Source organism: Streptomyces sp. NPDC088817 (assembly GCF_044750345.1).
Taxonomy (GTDB): Bacteria; Actinomycetota; Actinomycetes; order Streptomycetales; family Streptomycetaceae; genus Streptomyces.
Window position 1 is genome coordinate 276,069 of the sequence record NZ_JBIVJN010000002.1, and the last position, 21,623, is coordinate 297,691.

A 21,623-nucleotide genomic window follows, 5' to 3' on the forward strand; every position below is an offset into this window, starting at 1 on the left:
GATCAGCCGACGCGGGTCAGCTTGGCCAGGAAGCCCGGCTCGGCGAGGTCGTCCTGGAGGGCCACGGGCACCTGTACGGCGCTCTCCGCGCCCTCACCGACGGTGAGCATGCCCACCTCCGTGCCGGCCTTCGCGGTGTGCGGCAGCGCGTCCTTGGTGGTGAGGGACAGCTTCAGCCGCAGGCCGCCCCAGCCGACCGCGGTGACGTCCTTGGTGACGACGACCGGCGTGTGACCGCCGAGCCGGTCGTCGACGTACCCGACGACGTCGCCCTTCTTCAGGATCTTCGCCGAGGTCGGCACCTTTTGGGCGGCGAGCAGCGCGGTCTTGCTGACCGCGTTGACCAGGTCGAGGATCGACTGTGCCTTGTACTGGCTGAGGATCGCGCCGACGATGGTCACCGACCGGCCGCCAACCTCCTTGCGGGCGGCGAAGAGCAGGTTGCCGCCGGCCGCGGTGGTGGAGCCGGTCTTGATGCCGATCGCGCCGATGGTGAAGGGCAACTGGTTGTAGTTGGGCCAGTTCTTTCCGGTCGGGTCGGTCCAGCTGGCCGCGCTCGTGATGGCCACCATGGCCGGGATCCTCATGGCCGCGGTGCCGAGCTTCACCTGGTCCTCGGCGGTGGAGACGGTGGTCTTGTTCAGGCCCGAGGGGTCGGTGTACGTCGTGTTGGACATTCCGAGTTCCTTGGCGGTGGCGTTCATCTTCTTGACGAACTCCGCCTCGGAGCCGGCGTCCCAGCGGGCCAGCAGGCGCGCGATGTTGTTCGCGGAGGGGATCATGACGGCGGACAGGGCCTGCTTCTCGGTGAGGAAGCTGCCGGCCTTGACGTTGTCGAGCGTGGACTCGCCGTCCTTGCTGTAGCCGGCCTCCTTCTCGGCCGTCGGGTCGACCTCGATCTTCGGGCCTTCCTCGCCGGGCTTCAGCGGGTGCTCGCGCAGGATGATGTACGCGGTCATGGTCTTGGCGACCGAGCCGATGGGGACCGGCTTCTGCTCGCCGAAATGGTCCATCGTGCCGACGCCGTCGACGTCCATCCAGCCCTGGCCCTCGTCCGGCCAGGGCAGCTTCACCGGGTCGCCGTCGAAGGTGTAGGTGTCCTCGGCGGTCAGCGCGAGGCTGGTTTCCGGCAGCGGACGCACGGACTGCACGACCGCAAAGACGATCAGCAGGAGGATGACCAGCGGGGTCCAGATCTTGACGCGGCGCACCGTGGTGCGCAGCGGGGTCTCCGGGGGCGGCGGAGTGTTCGTGAGCTCGGCCAGCAGGTCCAGCGGAGGCTTGGGCGGCAGCGGCTGCTGGGTGGTGCGCTCGGGGCCGAGCTGCGGGACGGCAGCCGTGGGGGCCGCGGGCGCGGGCTTGGGCGCGGACGTCGGTGACTGCGGGGGCGTGGGCGACTTCGGGAGCTGCGGCTTGCGGGCCGGCGGGGCGTCGAGCGGCTTGAGCGCGACGAACTTGCTGGTCCGCTCCGCCTCGGCCTCGGGGGCCTGCTTCTTGGCACCGCCCAGCTTGAGCATGGTGGTGGGCTGGTCGACCTGGGGCTTGGCGGCACCGCCGAGCTTCAGCATGGTGGTGGGCTGGTCCACGGGCGGCTTCTCACCCGGACCCGCGTCGCCCGCGGGCGCCTTGTCGTCCTCGGCGCGCTTGCCGTCGCCGTCGCCCTCGTCGCCGTCCCGGTCGTCGTCACCGGCCCCGGAGGCGTCGTCCTCGGCACGCTCGCCGTCGCCGTCCTCGGGCGCCTCGGCGTCGTCCTCGGGCTCGGCCACGGCCTTGGCACGCTCGGGGGCCTCGGACGCGGTCCCGGCCTCGGCGTCGGCACGCTCGTCGTCGTCGTCGAAGGAAGTGTCGGCGTCCTCCGCGTCGGAAGCGTCCACCGCGGCCTCGTCGGCGCCCTGGGGCTCAGCCCCGTCCTTGCCGCGCGCGGCGCCCTCGGGCTCCTCCGCGTCGCTCTCGGGCGCGGCCCCGGCCTTCGCAGGCTCGGAGTCGTCGGCGTCGTCGGAGTCTTCGGCGTCCTCCGATGCCTCCGTCTCCTCGGTGCCGGCCCCGGACGCGTCCTCCGCGTCCTTCCCGTCCGCGTCGGAGTCCACCCAGGCGGCCACCGCCGAACGCAGGCGTGTGTTGCCCGCCCCGTCGGTCTCGTCGCCGTCGGCGGCGGCCTCGGAGGCTTCCTCCTCGCTCTCCGCGGCGGCCTCGGTGTCATCGACGTCGTCGACGTCGGTCTCCGTCTTCGGATCCGTCTCCGACTTCGTCTTCACATCCCGTACCGAAAGCACCCGAGTGGCCGTGTCGACCCCGCCGCGCCCCTCGGAACCGCCGGACGCGCCGGACGCGCCGGCCCCGTCCGGCTCCCCGGTCAACGCGAGGCGGGGGTCGCCCGTCTCTTTCCTGGACTCGGGAACCGAGTCCGCGCTCCCCGACGTCGTTCGTGCCGACGACTCGCGCTGCTTCGACCTGTCGGGGGACTCGCCCGCCACCGATGCCTCCTCATGTGCCGCACGCCCAACGTGCCGCTACCGAACCGTGAATCACGATCTGAACCGCCACCCGGACGACGCGGCCGAACCCTTGGCCGTACCGCTGTCCGAACCATGTACCAGTGTCCTGTGTACGGGCCAAACCCACGCGGTAGACGAGAACGACATAGCTACCGGTTCCCTTACGAACCGGTCACGCACCCTCGACAGACCAATGTGAGAGGGGTCACCCTGTCTTTCATCCACGCGGGGAGGCATGGATGGGCAGGAGCCGCAGAACACTTCCGGAGGAGCTTCTGCTGCTGGCACTGGACCCGGCCACGGGTACCACTGCACAGCCGCAGTCGCTCGACCTGGGTCTGGCCGGAGCACAGCTAGTGGAGCTGGCGCTGGCCGGACGGATAGCCCCAGACGGGGATCGTATCGCCGTGGTGGCGCCACGGCCGACAGGAGATCCAACTCTGGACTGCGCGTTGGAGTTGCTGCGAAGGCGCGGCGCTCCGGTACGGGCCGTCCACTGGATCGGCGGGCCGCGTCTCGGGCTCCGCCAGACGTATCTCTCGCATCTGGAGCGGTGCGGCATGGTGCATGCCGTGGCCGGCCAGATGTGCGGGGTGCTGCCGACAACTCGCTACCAGGCGACGGACACCGAGATCAGCCGGGAGATCAGGGCCCGGCTGGACTCCGCGATCCGCACCGGCGTACCGCCGGACCCGCGGACCGCGGCGCTCGCCGCGCTGGCGCACGCGGTCGGCCTCGGCAAGCACCTGTACCCCGGCAACGAGGGACGGTCGTCACGGTCCCGGCTCAGGGACCTGATCCGGCACGACCCCATGGGCGGCCTCGTGGCACACGCCGTGATGGACGTCCAGAACGGCGTGGGGGCGCAGCCGCGCCGCGGCGCGGGCGCCAGGCCCGCGGCGGAACCCGCTCGCGGCGTTCCGATGCAGCCACGCCGCGGCTCCATGGCCCGTGCCGTGGCCCACTGAGCCACGCGGCACAGCGCCACGCCGCACAGCGCCACACCGCACGACGCAGCACCGCACGACGCAGCACCGCAGAGCGACAACGCCGCACCGCAGTCCCCCGTCCCGGAACGACGGTCCGGGAGCCGCAGGTTCGACAGGAGCGGCGGGACCGTACACCTCGTACGCGTCCCGCCGCCCTCGCGGCCACGTCCGGGTGCACAGCGCGGTGCCGAACTGACGTGTACCCGCTGCATATCCGGCGTTTTCCAGCGGTAGTAAGCCCCTTGGTGGCAATCTGCTCAGCAGCAGATACGCAAAGTAGAGGCATGCGGCCGGAGGTGCACGTCCCGTGGCGTCCAATGTCAATCCCACTGTCAGGCGACGCCGATTGGGCCAGGAGTTGCGCAGGCTGCGTGAACTCAAGGGCATGACGGCCGAGGAAGTGGCCGAGAGGCTGCTGGTGTCCCAGTCGAAGATCAGCCGCCTGGAGAACGGCCGGCGCAGCATCAGCCAGCGTGACGTCCGCGATCTGTGCGGGGTCTACGAGGTGGAGGACCACCGGATCGTCGACTCGCTGATGCAGATGGCCAAGGACTCGCGCCAGCAGGGCTGGTGGCATTCTTTCGGCGACATCCCCTACAGCGTCTACATCGGCCTGGAGACGGACGCGGCCAGCCTGCGGATCTACGACCCCCAGGTCGTTCCCGGGCTGCTGCAGACCCGCCAGTACGCGGAGGCGCTCATCGCGGGCGCCCTGCCGGAGACGGCGCCCGCCGACATCGAGAAGCGGGTGCAGGTCAGAATGCGCCGGCAGGAACGAATCTCCGCCGCCGAGAACCCGTTGCGGCTGTGGACGGTCCTGGACGAGGCCGCCCTGCGCCGGGTCGTCGGCAGCCCCGCCCTGATGCGGGACCAGTTGGAGCACCTGGTCGAGCAGACCCGGCTGCCGCACGTGACCGTGCAGGTCATCCCCTTCGAGATGGGCGCGCATCCGGGGCTCAACGGGCAGTACGCGATCCTGGAGTTCCCGGACACCGCGGACTCCAGCGTGGTCTACATCGAGGGCGTCACCAGCGACCTGTATCTGGAGAAGGCGAACGACGTCCAGAAGTACAGCGTGATGTACGAGCACCTGCGCGCGCAGGCGCTGAACGTGGAGCAGTCACGGCAGTTCATCGCGGAGATGGCGAAGGGGCACACGCGCTGAGCGGGCTGTTTCGCTTCCGCATTACGGCAATACGGCTTGAAGGTGCCGCACCGTACACCTTCACCAGGCCAATGCGGAAGACTCCATTGGAATATGCCATCCATAAGGATGAATCGTCGCTTCGGACTCGGAGTGCGGCGGGTAGCGTCGATCACGCCATCGAGCAACAACGGTGGCGCAAACCACTCCACTCGCAATCCGGAGCAGAAATGGCAATTCGTCAGGGCGTCACGGAGACGTGGACCAAGTCCTCGTACTCCACGGGCAACGGCGCGTGCGTCGAAGTCAAGTCACCGGTGGTCGCGGCCATGGCGGTCCGTGACTCCAAGGTCCCCGCGGGCCCGGTGCTCGGCTTCCGCGCCGACTCGTGGAACACGTTCGTGACGTCGCTCAAGGCTTGAGAAGACAACCGCACGACAACTGCAACAAGCACCAACTGATGGGCCCTCTCGACGAGTTCGCCGTCCTTGCCGAGGGGGCTCCGCTTGTGTCTCGACGTCGGCCTCGCACTCATTCATACATGTGAACGAAGGTCAGCAAGTCGAACATCTTTACCTCTCCTTGACCTGATGCTCGCTTGTCGTGCCCACTTCATCGAACCCACGATGAGCGGGCACTTCGCGACCTTCCTCGCCCCTACCCCGTTCAGGCGAAGTGCCAACCAGCTGGGCGGAGTTCACAAGGCGGACCCTGGAAGGGAGCCATGAACCCATGAACGGTCTCGACTGGGCCGTGCTCATCGGCTACTTCGGTGTCATGGTGGCCATCGGTGTCTGGTCCCACCGGCGCGTCGGCGACGTCAGCGACTTCTTCACCGCGGGCGGCAGAATGCCCTGGTGGCTGTCGGGCATCTCGCACCACATGTCGGGCTACAGCGCGGTGATGTTCACCGGTTACGCGGGCATCGCCTACACCTACGGCGTCACGTCCTTCGTCACCTGGTCCTTCCCCATCGCGCTCGGCATCGCCATCGGGTCGAGGCTGTTCGCCCCGCGCATCAACCGGTTGCGGTCCCGGTTGCACATGGCCTCGCCGCTCGAATACCTCAAGAACCGCTACAACCTGCCCACCCAGCAGGCCCTCGCCTGGTCCGGGATGCTGCTGAAGGTCGTGGACGTGGCCTCCAAGTGGGCCGCCATCGCCACCCTGCTCTCCGTGTTCACGGGCATGTCCCTCAACCACGGCATCCTGATCACCGGCGTGATCACAGCCGTCTACTGCACCATCGGCGGCCTGTGGGCCGACGCCCTCACCGAACTGGGCCAGTTCGTCATCCAGCTGCTGGCCGGCATCACCATGTTCGTGGCCGTGGTCGCCGAACTCGGCCCGCACGGCGGCTTCTTCGGCGTGTGGGACGAGCCGGCGCTGCACGGCCACGCCAAGCCGCTGGTCGGCCCGTACGGGACGGTGTTCCTGCTCGCTTTCCTCTTCATCAAGCTGTTCGAGTACAACGGCGGAATGCTCAACCAGGCGCAGCGGTACATGGCCACCGCGTCCGCCCGTGAGGCCACCCGCTCCGCGCGGCTCTCCGCCGTCCTGTGGCTGGTCTGGCCGCTCGTCCTGTTCTTCCCCATGTGGATGTCGCCGCTGCTGGTCCACGCGCAGAAGCCGGACGGCTCCGACTCCTACGCCCTGATGACCGAGCAGTTGCTGCCGCACGGCCTGCTGGGTCTGGTGATCGTCGGCTTCTTCTCGCACACGATGGCCATGTGCTCCTCCGACGCCAACGCCATCGCGGCCGTCTTCACCCGGGACATCGCGCCCGTCGTCTCCGCGCGGGCTCGGGCCTGGAACCAGCGCAGCGGGCTGGTCGCCGCCCGGCTGACCACGGTGGTCTTCCTCGCGCTGTCCATGGCGGTGGCCACGCAGGTCAACTCGCCGACGTTCAAGGACATCATCACCGTCGTCATCAAGTGGGTCGCCGGTCTCATGGGGCCGATCGCCATCCCGATGATGCTGGGCCTGCTCCGCCCGTTCCGCCGCTCCGGTCCGACGGCGGCGCTCACCAGCTGGGCGGCGGGCCTGCTGGCCTTCTGGCTGGTGAACTACCCGATCAACTGGAACGTCGACGGCGGAGTGCCGTTGCAGTACCAGGTGTCGGTGCCGCTCGCGGTCTCGCTGGTCCTCTACATCGGCATCGGCTTCGCCAAGCCGGAGGACACACCGGAACGCCTCGCGGTCATCGAGAAGGTCAACACGGACGGGGACGGGGACCCGGCGGCGGCCGCCGCGGTACCGGCCCCGGCGGACGCCGGCGACGACGTGGTGGGGAAACAGCCGTAGCGGCGCGCCCGTACGGCTACCGGGTCCCGCGCGGATAGCGTGCCAGCCACGCCGGGGAGGACCCGGTGGGCCCGTGCAGCGCGGGTCCCTGGGTCATCTCCATCGCGAAGTCGTCCGCCAGGACCAGCAGAGTGGGACGGCCCTCCAGCTCGGCCAGCCAGGCCGGCGGGAGGGCCGTCTCTCCGTGCAGGGCGCCGAGCAGCCCGCCGGTGAGGGCACCGGCCGCGCCGGAGGACCCGCTGTGGTTCACCGCCAGGCACAGACCGTGGCGTACGTCCTCGCTCACCAGCGCGCAGTAGACGGCCACGGCGAGCAGCCCCGCCGCCGTCCCCTGCCCCGCCAGTTCCTCCACCCGGTCCGGGGTCGGCATGCCCTGCCGTACCGCGCCCAGCGCGTGCTGGAGGGCTTCCGACACCGGCTGGTGACCGGGGCGTGCGGCGAGCAGTGCCATCGCCTTCTGCACGGCGCCGTCGAGGCTGTCGCCGCGGGCGAGTGCGTGCACGATCACGGCGTAGGCGCCGGCGGCGAGGCAGGCGGTGGGATGCCCGTGGGTCTGCGCCGCGCACTCGACGGCGAGCTGCGTGACGAGCTGCGGCTCCCAGCCGACGAGCAGCCCGAAGGGCGCCGACCTGGCGACCGCCTCCGGACCGGCCTCGGCGGGGTTCTTGGGCGACTCCAGGGTGCCCATGGTGTCGTCGCCGAACCCGATCAGCAGCGGCCTGCTCGGAGCGCGCCGGGCGTACAGCCACTCCTCGCGGGCCAGCCAGCCGTCCTCCTCGCGCCGCTCGTCCGGCCCCCAGTCGCGCTGGGTGGCGGCCCAGCGCAGGTACGCGCGGTGCAGATCGGTGGGCGGGTGCCAGGCGCCGGTGTCGCGGCGGACCTGCGCCCGGATGAGCCCGTCGACGGAGAACAAGGTGAGCTGCGTGACGTGCGTGACGGCGCCGCGGCGGCCGTGGGCGGGCACGAGGTCGCGGATCCCCTCGGGTCCGTGGGCCTGCCTGATCGCTCCGAGGCCCAGGCAGTCCACCGGCGCCCCGAGCGCGTCCCCCATGGCCACCCCGAGCAACGTCCCCCGCACCCGGCTCCGGAAGTCCTGCTGCTCGCCACGCCCCCAGAGGCCCCCGGACGTCGCACCCACGCTGAGACCTCCCGGCAGTTACCCGTCCGTACGCCCAACAGTTCAGCACAGTAATCGAACAGGAACGGTCTGTTCAGGGGATGGACCGGTGAGGGAGGTGTGGCGAAAGCAATCCGAAAGCTTCAGCCAAAGGACTGGACAACGGCCTCAGTCGACCACCTGAGGATCACGGAAGTAGTAGACGACCGTCACCCCCATGCCTGGCGTATGGGTGCAGACGACAGTGATGGCCTCAGCCGAGTCACGGGCGAGCGGTGTCGTATAGGTGTATTCCACGGATGGGGGCCGCCAGCCGGGGATCTCGCGACCTGCACCCGGCTCACGGCAAATGACCGCGAGCGCGTCCCGGACGACTTCCCGTTCCCCCTCCGTCGGACTGCCGAACGCCTTCCTGGCGAGCTCGGCCTCCTCCAACGGGACTTCCCTACGTGCCGTTTCCTCCGGCTCGAGCGTCCTCGAGAGCCACCATGACCTCGGGCGAGTTTCTGATCAGGATCCGTTCCAGCTCACGCAGCCGGGCGGCCCGTTGCGGGTGCCGTTCGATCGCCACGAACACCGCCCAGGAGTGCACGAAGGCCTTCAGTGGCGCGAGGCTCTGTGTCTGCTGCGCGTTCGTCGTGGCCTCGACCAGGTGCTGCGTCAAAGCGGGAATCCGGGCCGGAGCGATGCGCGCGATCTCCGCCCGCAGTGCCTCCGGTGTGAGCTCAGGCTTGGGCGTCAGGCTGCTTGTCAGCAGGCGGGAGTCGTGGGCCCGGAGGCCGGCCGGCAGGTCGCTCGCCGTGCGGGGTGCGGGCGGGGCGGCCGGACGAGCGGGCTCGACGGGCCGGGCGGCCTCGGCACGCACCGGCTTGTTGTACGAGGTCGTTCGAGTCGTCATTCGGCCCGATTGCACCACGTTCACCTCGCCGCGCCAGCCGAGCCGGGCATATTCACTCCGCCGGGTGATCGACGGGGGCGGTGGGGGTGGGTTCGGTTCTTTCCCCGGTTCTTTGGTCTTTGGCGTCGGGCGCCGCCGGGTCACCGGTCTCCGCGACGCGGTGCGAGTTCGGCCCAGACCGTCTTGCCGCGGGCGGGGGCCTCGGTGACGCCCCAGCGGTCGGCGAGCGCGGCCACGAGCAGCAGGCCCCGTCCCGACTCCGCGTCCGCCGCCACCGGGTCCGCGATCCTCGGGAGCCGGTCCCCACGCGCGTCGGTCACCTCGATACGCAGGACGCCCTCCCCGTGCAGCCTCATCACCAGCCGGAAGTCCCGTCCCCTGACCCGCCCGTGGAACGCCGCGTTCGCCGCCAGCTCCGCCACGATCTGCACCGCGTCCGCCAAGCCCACTCCCCAGTCGTCCAGTTGCCGTTCGGCCAGCAGACGGGCCAGTCGCGCACCTCTGCGCGTCGCGGAGAGCTGCACGGCGAACTGGGCCCGCGGAGCAGCGATCGGCAGGGGGAATTTCTTACTCATGTCACCCAGAGTCGTCATCCATCCCTAGGCTGAACAGCCATCATCGCGGTACGCAACGTGACTGTACGAACGCACTGCGGAGTCGTCCGGTTCGTACATCGAAAGGGGAATCCCATGGAGGACGAAGAGGCCGAGGCCGTACTCAGGACGGTCGGCCGGCAGATCAAGATGTGGCGCGAGGCCGCCGGGCTCAAGCAGGGCGAACTCGGCGCCGCCATCGGGTACGGCGACGAGATGGTGTCGTCCGTCGAACGCGGACGCCGCATCCCCAAGCCCGACTTCCTCGACAAGGCCGACGAGGTGCTCGGCGCGGGCGGGAAGCTGTCCGTGATGAAGGCGGACGTGGAGCGGGCCCGGTACCCCAAGAAGGTACGGGACTTGGCGAAGCTGGAGGGCGAGGCCGTCGAGTTGGGGACGTATGCCGCTCTCCATATCCACGGGCTGCTTCAAACACCGGAGTACGCCGAGGCGTTGTACGGAATGCGACGTCCTGCCTACACGGAGGACGAGATCGAGCGCCATGTCGCCGCCCGTATGGCGCGCAAGGCCGTCTTCGAGCGCGTGCCACGGCCGCTGATCACCTTCGTCCAGGAAGAGGTGACGCTACGGCGGCCGTTCGGGGGCAGAATGGCGCTACGGCGGCAGCTCGAACACCTGCTGGAGATGAGCGAGTTGCGGCATGTCGAGATCCAGGTGATGCCCACCGACCGGGATGACCACGCGGCCATCATGGGCTCGTTCCGGCTGCTGAAGCTCCAGGGAGGCAAGACGCTCGGGCACTCGGAAGGCCAGCTGCACGACAGGGTGATCACTGATCCACGGGAAGCCCAGATCCTCGAAATGCGCTATGGCATGATCCGCGCGCAGGCTCTCGCGCCCCGGGAGTCACGGGCGTTCATCGAGAAAATGTTGGGAGAACTGGCATGACCCCCGCGCTGGAGTGGTTCAAGAGCAGCTACAGCGGCAACGACGGCCCCGACTGTGTCGAGGTCGCCATATCCGCCCCCACCCCCTCCCCCGCCGCCGTTCACGTCCGGGACTCCAAGGACCGGGACGGGGCGCGGATCGTGTTCGGGGGTGCGTCGTGGAGCGCGTTCCTCGATGACGTCGCTAGTTGACGACCTCGACCCTCGTCCCCTGGTCCGCGAAGGTCCACAGGGCCGTGCCGTCGGGCTTGCCCATGCGGATGCCGCCCGTCTTGGCGTCGGCGGCGGCCGGTGGGGGCGAGGCGCCGTCCACGGCGTTGCTGAAGGCGATGAAGACGCCGGACTTGCCCGCGAAGTACATGATGTGCTCGATCTGGACGCCGTCCGAGCCGGTCGTCGAGGGGACGCGCTGGGAGATCACGTACGCGCCCGGGTCGGGGCTCACCGTGCCCGGCCAGACCGGGAAGGTGCGGGTGGGTTTGTCGCTCTCGTCGACCAGCCACACCCGCTTCTGGGCGAGGGCGTAGACGATCCGGTGGCCCACGCCCGAGTCGGCCGGGACGGCCGGCGGAGCCACGGGCTTGGGTTTGGGCTTGGCGGAGGGGCTCGCGCTCGCGGAGGACACGGGTCGGTGGGCGGCGGTCGGGGCCGTGGGGTGGGCACCCTGGTCGGCCTTCGCCGCCAGTACGGCCACCGCCGCGACCGCGCCCACGGTCAGGCCGCTGACCCAGGCCCACGAAGGTATTCGGGCCGCCATGGGCACGCATCTCCTCGGTGCTACTCGACCCCTCCGGCGGGGGTCGGATCATCGTACTGCGAGCTGCGTCTACCTCTGTTCAGTCCAGCACCGGCAGCAGGTCCGGCAGGTGGCCGTCCGACGCGGCGGCCGCCCGCTGCCGTTCCTCCGGGACCTCGCCGTAGAGCGTGGTCCTCGGCTTCGCCGGGCGTCCGGTCGCCGTCGCCACCGCGACCAGGTCCTTGACGGACTTGTAGGAGCCGTAGGAGGAGCCCGCCATGCGGGAGATCGTCTCCTCCATCAGCGTGCCGCCGAGGTCGTTCGCGCCGGAGCGGAGCATGTCGGCGGCGCCGGCCTCGCCCAGCTTCACCCAGCTCGTCTGGATGTTGGGGATCCAGGGGTGCAGCAGGAGCCGCGCCATCGCCGTGACCGCGCGGTTGTCGCGCACGGAGGGGCCGGGCCGGGCGATGCCCGCCAGGTACACCGGGGCGTTGGTGTGGATGAAGGGGAGCGTCACGAACTCCGTGAAGCCGCCCGTCCGCTGCTGGATGCGGGCCAGGGTGCGCAGGTGGCCGAGCCAGTGGCGGGGCTGGTCCACGTGGCCGTACATCATCGTCGACGAGGAGCGGATGCCCAGTTCGTGGGCGGTCGTCACGACCTCGATCCAGGTGGCGGTGGGCAGCTTGCCCTTGGTCAGGACCCAGCGGACCTCGTCGTCGAGGATCTCCGCCGCCGTGCCGGGGATGCTGTCCAGGCCCGCCGCCCTGGCCTCGGTCAGCCACTCGCGGATGGACAGGCCGGTGCGGGTGGCACCGTTGACGACCTCCATCGGGGAGAAGGCGTGCACGTGCATGCCGGGGACGCGTTCCTTCACCGCGCGCGCGATGTCGAAGTAGGCCGTGCCGGGCAGGTCGGGGTGGATGCCGCCCTGCATGCAGACCTCGACCGCGCCGACGTCCCATGCCTGCTGGGCGCGGTCGGCGACCTGGTCGAGGGAGAGGGTGTAGGCGTCGGCGTCGGTGCGGCGCTGGGCGAAGGCGCAGAAGCGGCAGCCGGTGTAGCAGACGTTGGTGAAGTTGATGTTCCGCGTGACGATGTACGTGACGTCCTCGCCCACGACGGACTTGCGGACGTCGTCCGCGATCCGGCAGAGCGCGTCCAGGGCCGGGCCGTCCGCGTGCAGCAGTGCCAGGGCCTCGTCGTCGGTGAGCTTCGTGGGGTCGTCGGCGGCCGTGCGCAGGGCCTGCCGTACGTCGGTGTCGACGCGTTCCGGGGCCATGCCGGGGGCGGCGGCCTCGCGCAGGGCGCCCCAGTCGCCGTACACCTCGTCGAAGTCGCCGCGGCGGTCGGCGGTGCGGCCGTCGGTGTCGATGGTGCGGTGCAGGTCGGTGCGGCCGGTGGCGGTGAAGGCCTCGTCGGGCTCCTGCCAGGGCCGGCCCTCGGCGACCGCGTCCGGGCGGGCCAGGCCCGTGGCGGGGTCGGCCAGGGCGCGGACGTGGGGCAGCAGGCGCGGGTCGAGCCAGGGTTCGCCGCGGGTGACGAACTCGGGGTAGACGCAGAGCCGTTCGCGCAGTTCGAAGCCCGCGGCGGCGGACTTCTCGGCGAGCTGCTCGATCCGGGGCCAGGGGCGTTCGGGGTTGACGTGGTCGATGGTCAGGGGGGAGACGCCGCCCCAGTCGTCGACGCCGGCGCCGATGAGCCGTTCGTACTCGGCGTCGACCAGGTTGGGCGGGGCCTGGAGGCAGGCGGAGGGGCCCATGATGTGCCGGGCGACGGCCACCGTGGCGACCAGTTCGTCGAGTTCGGCGTCGGGCATGCCGCGCATGGCCGTGCCCGGCTTGGCGCGGAAGTTCTGGATGATCAGTTCCTGGATGCCGTGGTGGGCGCGGGCGACCTTGCGCAGGGCGAACAGGGACTCCGCGCGTTCCTCGTACGTCTCGCCGATGCCGATCAGGATCCCGGAGGTGAAGGGGACGGAGGAGCGGCCGGCGTCCTCAAGCACCCGCAGCCGTACGGCCGGTTCCTTGTCCGGGGAGCCGTGGTGGGGGCCGCCCGGCTCGGACCACAGCCGGCGCGCGGTCGTCTCCAGCATCATGCCCATCGAGGGGGCGACGGGCTTGAGGCGCTGGAAGTCCGTCCAGGTCAAGACGCCCGGGTTGAGGTGCGGCAGCAGGCCGGTCTCCTCCAGGATGCGGATGGAGACGGCGCGCACGTAGGCGATGGTGTCGTCGTAGCCGTGCGCGTCGAGCCACTCGCGCGCTTCCGGCCAGCGGTCCTCGGGCTTGTCGCCGAGGGTGATCAGGGCTTCCTTGCAGCCGAGTTCGGCGCCCCGGCGGGCGATGTCGAGGACCTCGTCGGGGGACATGAACATCCCGTGCCCGGCGCGGCGCAGCTTGCCCGGCACGGTGACGAACGTGCAGTAGTGGCACTTGTCGCGACACAGCCGGGTCAGCGGGATGAAGACGCTCTTGGAGTAGGTGATGACGCCGGGACGGCCGGCCGCCTCCAGACCGGCGTCCCGCACCCGGGCCGCGGAGGCGGCGAGGTCCTGAAGGTGCTCGCCCCGCGCCTGGAGCAGCACCGCCGCCTCGGCGACATCGAGCGCGACCCCTTCCCGGGCACGTTTGAGCGCACGACGCAGCGAGTTCTCGGTGGGACCGGTTCCGGAGACCACGGAAGTCGTCATCCTTCGAGCATACGGTCGCGGTCACCAGGGCCGATCAAGGAAGGACCGGCCGGCAACGCGGTGGTCCGGCCGCGGACCCGGACGGCGCACTCCCGTCGTGACGGCCGCCTCCGTGGCGCCTACGTTGGGAAGCGTGACCTTCGCGAGGGGCCCGGACGGCGGGCAGGTGACCCGGGCGGTCCGGGGGACGCTGGCCCCGGGGGCGGCCGACTACGTGTACGTTCCCGTCGACGTTCCGGACGGGGTGCGGGAGATCAGGGTCTCGTACACCTACGACCGGCCGGCCGTTCCCGCGGGCACGCCCGGCAACGCGCTGGACATCGGCATCTTCGACCAGCGCGGCATCGAGCCGGGCGGCCGGGGCTTCCGCGGCTGGTCGGGAGGGGCGCGTTCGGAGTTCTTCATCCGCGCGGACGACGCGACGCCTGGGTACATCGCGGGGCCGGTCGGCGCCGGGGTCTGGCACATCGTGCTCGGGCCGTACACGGTCGCCCCGCAGGGCCTGTCGTACGCGCTCGACGTCACCCTGACCCACGGCGCCCCGGGCACGGCCGTACCGCCGGTGTACCCGCCGCAGTGGGCCAGGGGGCGGGGGCGGGCCTGGTACCGGGGGGACTGCCACCTGCACTCCTGGTACTCCGACGGGCGCCGCACCCCCGCCGAGATCGCCGCCCGGGCCAGGGCGGCCGGCCTCGACTTCATCAACAGCTCGGACCACAACACCCACGCCTCGCACGCGCACTGGGCGGACCACGCGGGCGACGACCTGCTGATCATGCTGGGCGAGGAGGTGACGACGAGGAACGGACACGTCCTCGCCCTCGGCACCGACCCGGGCACCTTCGTCGACTGGCGCTACCGGGCGCGGGAGGGCCGCTTCGCCCGCTTCGCCCGCGAGATCCGCCGCGCGGGCGGCCTGGTCGTGCCCGCCCACCCGCACGCCGGCTGCGTCGGCTGCGCCTGGAAGTTCGGCTTCGCCGAGGCGGACGCCGTGGAGGTGTGGAACGGGCCCTTCACCCCGGACGACGAGATGGCGGTGGCCGCGTGGGACGCCACGCTCGTGGCGGCGGCACACGGGGACCGTCGCCCGCTGCCCGCGATGGGCGGCAGCGACGCCCACCGGCCGCCGGACTCCGTGGGCCTGCCCCAGACGGTCGTCCTGGCCGACGACCTCACCCGGGAGGCCGTCCAGGACGGCATCCGCGCGGGCCGCTCGTACGTCGCCGAGTCCCGGCGCGTGTCGCTCGCCTTCACCGCGACGGCGGCCGGGGGCGAGCGGGCGGACATCGGGGAACGGCTGCGGGTGGCCCCGGACACCCCGGTGACGGTCCGCCTCGACGCCTCCGGCGTACCGCGCTGCACGGTCCGTCTCGTGACCGACCAGGGAGTGCTCCTCACCAGCGACCCGTTCCCCGTGTCGGGCTCGGGTGCCGTCGAGTGGCGTACGACCCCGGCGTACGCGGCGTACGTACGGGCCGAGGTGCGCCATGAGACCGCGGTGGGGCCGCTGCCCGGTGTGATGGCGGCGCTCACGAACCCGATCTTTCTGGGCACGGGCGGACACGACTGACGGGCGGTCGGCGCCCGCTCGCCCGGCCGTCGGGGCAGAGAGCGTGCGGAGAGGATGTGTGGGCCTTGTGTCGTGCGATGTGCGGGGCTGTGATCGCCGTCTCGGGAGCTGACGCATCTACCGTGAACAAGGCAAACTAGCCCTGATTGTTGACGGTTCGGCAGGGGGCCAGGGGGCAGCGATGGAAGGTGTACCGCGAGTGCCTGAGCAGCGGTGTCCCGAGCAATCGGCGACGCTGCGCTTCAGCGTGCTCGGCCCGGTGCGCGCCTGGCGCGGAGAGCAGCCCCTTCCCACCGGTTCCCCGCAGCAACGCGCCCTGCTGGCCGCGCTGCTGCTGCGCGAGGGCCGTACCGCGACCGCGGCCGAGCTGATCGACGCGCTGTGGGGCGAGGAGCCGCCGTCGCAGGCGCTGGCGGCGGTGCGGACGTACGCCTCCCGGCTGCGCAAGGCGCTGGATCCCGGGGTGCTGGTCAGCGAGTCCGGCGGATACGCGGTGCGCGGGACGGACGAGGGCGCCCTTGACCTGGCCGAGGCGCAGGAGCTCGCGGCGCGCGCCGACAAGGCCCGGTCGGCCGGTGACCTGTGCCGGGCGCGCGAGCTGCTGCGGCGGGCGCTCGCCCTGTGGGACGGGGAGCCGCTGGCCGGGGTGCCCGGCCCCTACGCGGAGGCACAGCGGGTGCGCCTGGAGGAGTGGCGCCTGCAACTCCTTGAGTCCTGCCTGGACATGGACCTGGAACAGGGCTGCCACGCGGAGGCCGTCTCGGAGCTGACGGCGCTGACGGCGGCCCACCCGCTGCGGGAACGGCTGCGCGAACTGCTGATGCTGGCGCTGTACCGCAGCGGCCGGCAGGCGGAGGCGCTGGCGGTGTACGCCGACACCAGACGCCTCCTGGCCGACGAGCTGGGCGTGGACCCCCGCCCCGAACTGCGGGAACTGCAACAGCGCATCCTCCAGGCCGACCCGGCCCTCGCCGAGCCGTCCTCCCCGGTGGCCGAACCGGCGGTGGTCGCCGTACGTCCCGCGCAACTCCCGGCGACCGTGCCGGACTTCACGGGCCGCAGCGCCTTCGTGGCCGAGCTGAGCGAGGTGCTGGGCTCGGCCGAGGGCCGGGTGATGGCCGTGTCGGCCCTGGCCGGGATCGGCGGCGTGGGCAAGACGACGCTCGCCGTCCACGTGGCCCACCAGGCGCGGGCCGCCTTCCCGGACGGCCAGTTGTACGTGGACCTCCAGGGCGCGGGTGCGAGAGCGGCCGAGCCGGAGACGGTCCTCGGCTCCTTCCTGCGTGCCCTCGGCACGGCGGACTCCGCGATCCCGGACTCCCTGGAGGAACGCGCGGCCCTGTACCGCTCGGTCCTCGACGGCCGCCGGGTCCTGGTCCTGCTGGACAACGCGCGGGACGCGGCCCAGGTCAGACCACTGCTGCCGGGGACGGAGGGCTGCGCGGCCCTGATCACGTCCCGGGTGCGGATGGTGGACCTGGCGGGCGCGCACCTGGTGGACCTGGACGTGATGAGCCCCGACGAGGCGCTGTCCCTGTTCACGAGGATCGTGGGCGAGGAGCGGGTGGCGGGCGAGCGCGAGGCGGCCCTCGACGTGGTCGCCGCCTGCGGTTTCCTGCCCCTGGCCATCCGTATCGCGGCGTCCCGGCTGGCGGCGCGCAGGACCTGGACGGTCTCGGTCCTGGCGGCGAAACTCGCCGACGAGCGGCGGCGGTTGGACGAGCTCCAGGCGGGCGACCTGGCGGTGAAGGCGACGTTCGAGCTGGGCTACGGGCAGTTGGAGCCCGCGCAGGCGCGTGCGTTCCGGCTCCTGGGCCTGGCCGACGGCCCCGACGTGTCCCTGGACGCGGCGGCCGCCGTCCTCGACCTGCCGGCGGACGACACCGAGGACCTGCTGGAGTCCCTGGTCGACACCTCGCTCCTGGAGTCGGCGGCGCCCGGCCGCTACCGCTTCCACGACCTGGTCCGCCTCTACGCCCGCGCCTGCGCGGAACGCGACGAACACCCGCCGGGCGAACGCGAGGCGGCGATGTCGCGGCTCCTGGACTTCTACCTGGCCACGGCGGCGCACGTCTACGCGATCGAACGCCCCGGCGACCGGCTGGTGGACCACCTCCAGCCGACGGAGTACCCCGGGCTCCGGTTCCCGGACCGCCGGAGTGCCCGGGACTGGCTGTACCGGGAGGCGAACTGCCTCCTCGCCACCGCCCGCCGGCCCGCGGACCTGCCGTCGATGCTGCGGCGGTCGATCGACCTGCTCTGGGCGGCGCTCGACATCTCCGAGTCGGGGGCGAACTCCAGGGAGTACGAGGCCACGGCGAAGGCGCTCCTTGACGAGGCCCGGCGGCTCGGCTCGGCCCATGCCGAGGCGCGGGCGCTGATGACGCTGGCCCACGCCCATGTCGACGGCGGCCGCTTCGAGATGGCGGACCAGGAGGCGGAGCAGGTGATCCGTCTCGCCCGGCAGGCCGACGACCTCCTGCCCGTGTGCTGGGCCCGCAACGCGCGCGGCATCATCGCGCTGTACCAGAGCCGCAACGCGGACGGGGAGGAGCACCTCTCCGAGGCCATCCGGCTCTTCCGGATGCTCGGCGACCGCCCCGGCGAGGCCAGCGCGCTGTGCAACCTCTCCCGCATCCACCTGGCGACCGGCCGGACCGGGAGCGCGGTCGCCCTGGCCCAGCAGGGCATCGACGTCTACGACGCCATGGGCAACTCGATGCGCGGCGCGAACGGCCGCTACGCCCTGGGCATGGCGCTCACCCAGAGCGGCCGGCTCGACAGCGCCGCGGAACGGCTCCTGGAGGCCCTGGACGTCTTCCGCGACAGCCGTCAGCGGCTGTGGGAGGGCATGACCCTCTTCCGCCTGGCGGAGGTGGACATCGCCGCGCAGCGCCCCGCGCACGCCGCCGCCAACGCCGAGATGGCCCTGACGGTGCTGCGCGGCATCGGCGGTGAGTGGCGGCGCGGCAACGTGCTCACCGTGCTCGGCCACGCCCTCACCCGCGTCGGGCAGACGGACCGCGCCCGGGTGTGCTGGCGGGAGGCCCTGCGCATCTACGAGGAAGCGGGCTCGCCCGAGGCGGGCGCCGTGCGCGAACTGCTGAGCCCCGTACAGGCGGCGTGAGGCTCGCGCGAAGCCCCCGCGGGCCCGTTCATCGTTCGTTTATCACCTCGGGCCATTCTCAAGGCAGTCGGTCCTTCGCGTCGGGGGGCGCGGGGTCGGCTGAGGAGGGAACGGGGGACCTCGCACTGGCGAACCAGTGTGAGCGGCCCAGGAAGGCCCGTCCGGCCACCCTCGGGGGAGTGACCGGGCGGGCTTCGCCGGACCATCGACGAACACACCGAGTGGAGCAAGGACATGAGCGACAAGCCGGTCATCAAGCCCCAGGACATGCACGCCACCGGCACGACGAACGCCGAGGCCGCGGCCGGTGCCGCCCAGTCCGCGGGCGACGACGTGACCACGCAGGACATGCACGCCACCGACGAGCCCGTCACGACGAAGGACATGCACGCCACGTCGGAGCCGTTCAAGCCGACGAAGTAGGCCTCGGCACACGAGAACCGGCCGCGGTGGCACCGAGGGGGAGCCGCCGCGGCCGAGGTGTGTCCGGGGGCGGGTCGGGCGGTGGTGGGAGCCGTGGGGTCCGCCCCGCCGGGGTCACCCGGTCGGCGCAGTGGCGGGCCGGTGCGGCTCGCGTGGCGACGGGGTCGCACGCGGAGTAGCGTCATATGCGCCGGCGGTGACGGAAGCGAAGCCGGTCAGGACCGACGGCCGTCGTCCGAGCGCCCCTTCCGCGCATCCCGTACGGCGGCCGTCACCCCACCGCCCCGGCGCGGGGTCAGGTGGTGCGGGCGGTGCCCGTCCCCTTCTCCGCGTCCAGGGCGTACACGCAGCGGTCCTTGCTGCACGCGTACACGACCCCGTCCCTGACCACCGGCGAGCCGGTGATCTCGCCGCCGGTGGCGAGCTTCCAGCGCAGCCGGCCGTCGTCGGCCTTGAGCGTGTACAGCAGGTGGTCGGTGGAGCCGAAGTGGATACGGCCCTCGGCGACCGCCGGGGCCCCGACGATCTCGCCGCCCGCCTGGAAGCGCCACTTGGGCGTGCCGGTGACCGCGTCCAGGGTGTACAGGCCCCGTCCGCTGCCGACATGGACGTGCCCGGCGGCGACCAGGACCGGGGCGACGGAGGCGCGGGACTCGGTGGCGATGCGCCAGCGGTCGCGGCCGTCGGTGGCGTCGAGGGCGTAGACGGTGCCGAGGTAGTCGGCCAGGTAGACGCCGCCGCCGCTCACGGACGGGCCCGGCGCGAAGGCCGGCGGGCAGAGGAAGACCGCGGGCGCCTCGAAGTGCCAGCGGACATGGCCACTGGCCACGTCCACGGCGAGCACGCGGGTGCCGGCGCAGACGTAGACGTAGCCGTCCGGGGCCGGGGTGACGCGCACCGGCACGCCGCCGCAGGAGGCCGCGTCGCCGATCGGGTAGGACCAGCGCTCCTCGCCCGTGCGGGCCTCCAGGGCGCGCAGGCGGGCGTCCTGCCAGACGTACACCGTGCCGTCGTGGACGACGGGGCCCGCCTCGGGGGACTCGAAGTCGGTCTGGCAGCCGGAGATCTCCCACAGCTTCTGGCCGCCCGCGGCCTCCCATGCCTGGACGCCCCCGCCGCGGGTGCCGGTGACGACCGTGCCGCGGTCGGCCTTGAGGGAGTACACCCAGGCGTCGGTCTGTACCCGCCACAGGTCGGTGCCCTCGCGGGCGTCCAGGGCGAACAGGGTGGGCCCGTCGGAGGCGTGCACGCGGCCGTCGGCGACCGCCATGGACCAGGCCACGTCGCGGGTCTTGAAGCGGCGGCGGCCGGTGGCCACGTCCAGGGCGTGCACCTCGAAGGAGGTGACGTAGACGAGGTCGTCGGCGACGGACGGGGTGCCCCAGACGTCGTTGGACATGCGGAAGCGCCATGGCCGCCACCCGGCCGGGGTCTCCGGCGGCGCGGCCGGTACGGCGGGGTCGGCGCCGTTGACGCCGGGGCGCGGCCTGGACCAGGTGGCGGCCAGACCCGCCTCGGGCGGTGGCGCCTTGACGGCGGCGGCACGGGCGTCGGCGACGCGCGGACCGGGTCCGATCGGCACCTGGGCGCCGGCCAGCCGCACGGGACCGGAGTCGGGGACGCCCACGGGCGCGGGTGGGGCCGGGGCCGGGGCCGGGACGGCGGGGCTGTGCGAGGGCGGGGGCGGTACGGCGGCGCGCGGGGCGGGCGGCAGGGCCAGGCGGCCGCCGCGGCGGGACTCGATGAGGCCGACGGCCGGCTCGGGCAGCCAGGCGGAGGCCGTCCCGCTGTCGTCGGAGCCGGAGCCGAACAGATGCGGCGCGAGCTGGGCCTGGAGGTCGGCCGGCTTGGGCCGGGCGGTGGCCTCCATCTGCATGCAGGAGTCGATCAGCGGACGCAGCTCGTCCGGGAGTCCCTCCAGGTCGGGGCCCTCGCGCAGCAGCATGAAGACCGTCTCGACGGGATTGGCGCCATGGAAGGGCGGGTGCCCGGTGGCGGCGAACACCAGCATCGAGCCGAGCGAGAAGACGTCGCTGGCGCCGGTGACGCTGCGCGAGTCCTTGGCCTGCTCCGGGGACATGTACGCGGGCGTGCCGACGGCGACGTTCGTCATGGTCAGCCGGGTGTTGGAGACACCGGAGGCGATACCGAAGTCGATCACGCGCGGCCCGTCCTCGACGACGAGGACGTTCGACGGCTTCAGGTCGCGGTGGACGAGTCCGGCGCCGTGGATGGACTGGAGGGCCTCGGCGACGCCCGCCGCCAGCCAGCGCACCGCCTGGGCCGGGAGCGGACCGCACTCGGTCACTATCTCCTCGAGGGAGGGCGCCGGGACGTAGGCGGTGGCCAGCCACGGCACGGCGGCGCGCGGGTCGGCGTCGACGACCGCGGCCGTGTAGAAGCCGGAGACCGCCCGTGCGGCCTCCACCTCGCGTGTGAAGCGGACCCGGAAGAGCTGGTCCTCGGCCAGCTCGGTTCTGACCGTCTTGATCGCCACACGCCGGCCGGACGCCGAGCGTGCGAGATAGACCAGCCCCATGCCGCCGGCACCCAGCCGTCCCAGCACCTCGAACGGCCCGATCCGCCGCGGGTCGTGCTGCGTCAGCTGATCCACCACTTGCCTGCCACCTCCC

17 protein-coding genes are annotated in these 21,623 nt (G+C 71.9%); 9 read left to right on the forward strand and 8 right to left on the reverse strand.

All coding sequences use genetic code 11. The features are described 5' to 3' along the window. Positions 1–2: 2 nt before the first annotated feature. On the reverse strand, positions 3–2,474 hold the full coding sequence (locus tag ACIP4X_RS04925; RefSeq protein WP_391454170.1) for a D-alanyl-D-alanine carboxypeptidase family protein: 2,472 nt from the start codon (positions 2,472–2,474) through the stop codon (positions 3–5). A gap of 260 nt (positions 2,475–2,734) precedes the next feature. Between ACIP4X_RS04925 and ACIP4X_RS04930 the strand changes: the two genes are divergently transcribed. The 4 genes from ACIP4X_RS04930 to ACIP4X_RS04945 all read left to right on the forward strand — a co-directional run bounded on the left by ACIP4X_RS04930 (position 2,735) and on the right by ACIP4X_RS04945 (position 6,932). Further along, positions 2,735–3,463: a GPP34 family phosphoprotein gene (locus ACIP4X_RS04930; RefSeq protein WP_358736642.1), complete on the forward strand. Its 729-nt coding sequence runs from the start codon at positions 2,735–2,737 to the stop codon at positions 3,461–3,463. A 328-nt stretch (positions 3,464–3,791) separates the two neighbouring features. Then, positions 3,792–4,649: a helix-turn-helix transcriptional regulator gene (locus ACIP4X_RS04935; protein WP_358736644.1), complete on the forward strand. Its 858-nt coding sequence runs from the start codon at positions 3,792–3,794 to the stop codon at positions 4,647–4,649. 209 nt (positions 4,650–4,858) lie between these two features. Further along, positions 4,859–5,050: a DUF397 domain-containing protein gene (locus ACIP4X_RS04940; protein WP_358736646.1), complete on the forward strand. Its 192-nt coding sequence runs from the start codon at positions 4,859–4,861 to the stop codon at positions 5,048–5,050. A 310-nt stretch (positions 5,051–5,360) separates the two neighbouring features. Continuing rightward, the gene (locus ACIP4X_RS04945; protein WP_358736648.1) at positions 5,361–6,932 is read left to right on the forward strand and encodes a sodium:solute symporter family protein; all 1,572 of its coding nucleotides are present in this window, start codon (positions 5,361–5,363) and stop codon (positions 6,930–6,932) included. Positions 6,933–6,948: 16 nt separating this feature from the next. Here ACIP4X_RS04945 and ACIP4X_RS04950 read toward each other — a convergent pair whose 3' ends face one another. The 4 genes from ACIP4X_RS04950 to ACIP4X_RS04965 all read right to left on the reverse strand — a co-directional run bounded on the left by ACIP4X_RS04950 (position 6,949) and on the right by ACIP4X_RS04965 (position 9,522). After that, complete coding sequence (locus ACIP4X_RS04950; protein WP_358736650.1) at positions 6,949–8,070, reverse strand: ADP-ribosylglycohydrolase family protein; 1,122 nt, start codon at positions 8,068–8,070, stop codon at positions 6,949–6,951. 147 nt (positions 8,071–8,217) lie between these two features. Further along, positions 8,218–8,484: a hypothetical protein gene (locus ACIP4X_RS04955; RefSeq protein WP_358736652.1), complete on the reverse strand. Its 267-nt coding sequence runs from the start codon at positions 8,482–8,484 to the stop codon at positions 8,218–8,220. Positions 8,485–8,494: 10 nt separating this feature from the next. Further along, entirely contained in the window at positions 8,495–8,947 is a 453-nt protein-coding gene (locus tag ACIP4X_RS04960) for a hypothetical protein (protein WP_401346673.1), read from the reverse strand. A gap of 140 nt (positions 8,948–9,087) precedes the next feature. Further along, on the reverse strand, positions 9,088–9,522 hold the full coding sequence (locus tag ACIP4X_RS04965; RefSeq protein WP_391454176.1) for an ATP-binding protein: 435 nt from the start codon (positions 9,520–9,522) through the stop codon (positions 9,088–9,090). 114 nt (positions 9,523–9,636) lie between these two features. Here ACIP4X_RS04965 and ACIP4X_RS04970 point away from each other — a divergent pair, with 114 nt between their 5' ends. Both ACIP4X_RS04970 and ACIP4X_RS04975 read left to right on the forward strand, forming a co-directional pair. Then, on the forward strand, positions 9,637–10,449 hold the full coding sequence (locus ACIP4X_RS04970; protein WP_391454178.1) for a Scr1 family TA system antitoxin-like transcriptional regulator: 813 nt from the start codon (positions 9,637–9,639) through the stop codon (positions 10,447–10,449). After that, positions 10,446–10,640, forward strand: coding sequence for a DUF397 domain-containing protein (locus ACIP4X_RS04975; protein WP_358736660.1), 195 nt, complete (start codon positions 10,446–10,448; stop codon positions 10,638–10,640). The genes ACIP4X_RS04970 and ACIP4X_RS04975 overlap by 4 nt, the downstream gene beginning before the upstream one ends. Here ACIP4X_RS04975 and ACIP4X_RS04980 read toward each other — a convergent pair. Together ACIP4X_RS04980 and ACIP4X_RS04985 are read right to left on the reverse strand one after the other, a co-directional pair. Beyond that, on the reverse strand, positions 10,633–11,205 hold the full coding sequence (locus ACIP4X_RS04980; protein ID WP_358736662.1) for a L,D-transpeptidase: 573 nt from the start codon (positions 11,203–11,205) through the stop codon (positions 10,633–10,635). The two genes, ACIP4X_RS04975 and ACIP4X_RS04980, sit on opposite strands and share 8 nt — an antisense overlap. Positions 11,206–11,284: 79 nt before the next feature. Continuing rightward, positions 11,285–13,870, reverse strand: coding sequence for a bifunctional FO biosynthesis protein CofGH (locus tag ACIP4X_RS04985; RefSeq protein ID WP_391454181.1), 2,586 nt, complete (start codon positions 13,868–13,870; stop codon positions 11,285–11,287). Between the two features lie 97 nt (positions 13,871–13,967). Between ACIP4X_RS04985 and ACIP4X_RS04990 the strand changes: the two genes are divergently transcribed. From ACIP4X_RS04990 to ACIP4X_RS05000, 3 genes are all read left to right on the forward strand, one after another. Continuing rightward, positions 13,968–15,440, forward strand: a complete 1,473-nt coding sequence (locus tag ACIP4X_RS04990; RefSeq protein ID WP_391454183.1) for a CehA/McbA family metallohydrolase — start codon at positions 13,968–13,970, stop codon at positions 15,438–15,440. 181 nt (positions 15,441–15,621) lie between these two features. Beyond that, positions 15,622–18,567, forward strand: a complete 2,946-nt coding sequence (locus ACIP4X_RS04995) for a BTAD domain-containing putative transcriptional regulator (RefSeq protein WP_391454185.1) — start codon at positions 15,622–15,624, stop codon at positions 18,565–18,567. A 234-nt stretch (positions 18,568–18,801) separates the two neighbouring features. Then, positions 18,802–18,990: a hypothetical protein gene (locus ACIP4X_RS05000; protein WP_358736669.1), complete on the forward strand. Its 189-nt coding sequence runs from the start codon at positions 18,802–18,804 to the stop codon at positions 18,988–18,990. Positions 18,991–19,285: 295 nt separating this feature from the next. Here ACIP4X_RS05000 and ACIP4X_RS05005 read toward each other — a convergent pair whose 3' ends face one another. Further along, on the reverse strand, positions 19,286–21,607 hold the full coding sequence (locus tag ACIP4X_RS05005) for a PQQ-binding-like beta-propeller repeat protein (protein ID WP_401346683.1): 2,322 nt from the start codon (positions 21,605–21,607) through the stop codon (positions 19,286–19,288). Positions 21,608–21,623 lie beyond the last annotated feature (16 nt).

Bases quoted from the DNA above. Each gene is read 5' to 3' on its own strand.
- ACIP4X_RS04930 (WP_358736642.1), top strand. From the start codon at position 2,735: ATGGGCAGGAGCCGCAGAACACTTCCGGAGGAGCTTCTGCTGCTGGCA.
- ACIP4X_RS04940 (WP_358736646.1), top strand. From the start codon at position 4,859: ATGGCAATTCGTCAGGGCGTCACGGAGACGTGGACCAAGTCCTCGTAC.
- ACIP4X_RS04945 (WP_358736648.1), top strand. From the start codon at position 5,361: ATGAACGGTCTCGACTGGGCCGTGCTCATCGGCTACTTCGGTGTCATG.
- ACIP4X_RS04960 (WP_401346673.1), bottom strand. From the start codon at position 8,947: ATGACGACTCGAACGACCTCGTACAACAAGCCGGTGCGTGCCGAGGCC.
- ACIP4X_RS04965 (WP_391454176.1), bottom strand. From the start codon at position 9,522: ATGAGTAAGAAATTCCCCCTGCCGATCGCTGCTCCGCGGGCCCAGTTC.
- ACIP4X_RS04970 (WP_391454178.1), top strand. From the start codon at position 9,637: ATGGAGGACGAAGAGGCCGAGGCCGTACTCAGGACGGTCGGCCGGCAG.
- ACIP4X_RS04975 (WP_358736660.1), top strand. From the start codon at position 10,446: ATGACCCCCGCGCTGGAGTGGTTCAAGAGCAGCTACAGCGGCAACGAC.
- ACIP4X_RS04980 (WP_358736662.1), bottom strand. From the start codon at position 11,205: ATGGCGGCCCGAATACCTTCGTGGGCCTGGGTCAGCGGCCTGACCGTG.
- ACIP4X_RS04985 (WP_391454181.1), bottom strand. From the start codon at position 13,870: ATGACGACTTCCGTGGTCTCCGGAACCGGTCCCACCGAGAACTCGCTG.
- ACIP4X_RS04995 (WP_391454185.1), top strand. From the start codon at position 15,622: ATGGAAGGTGTACCGCGAGTGCCTGAGCAGCGGTGTCCCGAGCAATCG.
- ACIP4X_RS05000 (WP_358736669.1), top strand. From the start codon at position 18,802: ATGAGCGACAAGCCGGTCATCAAGCCCCAGGACATGCACGCCACCGGC.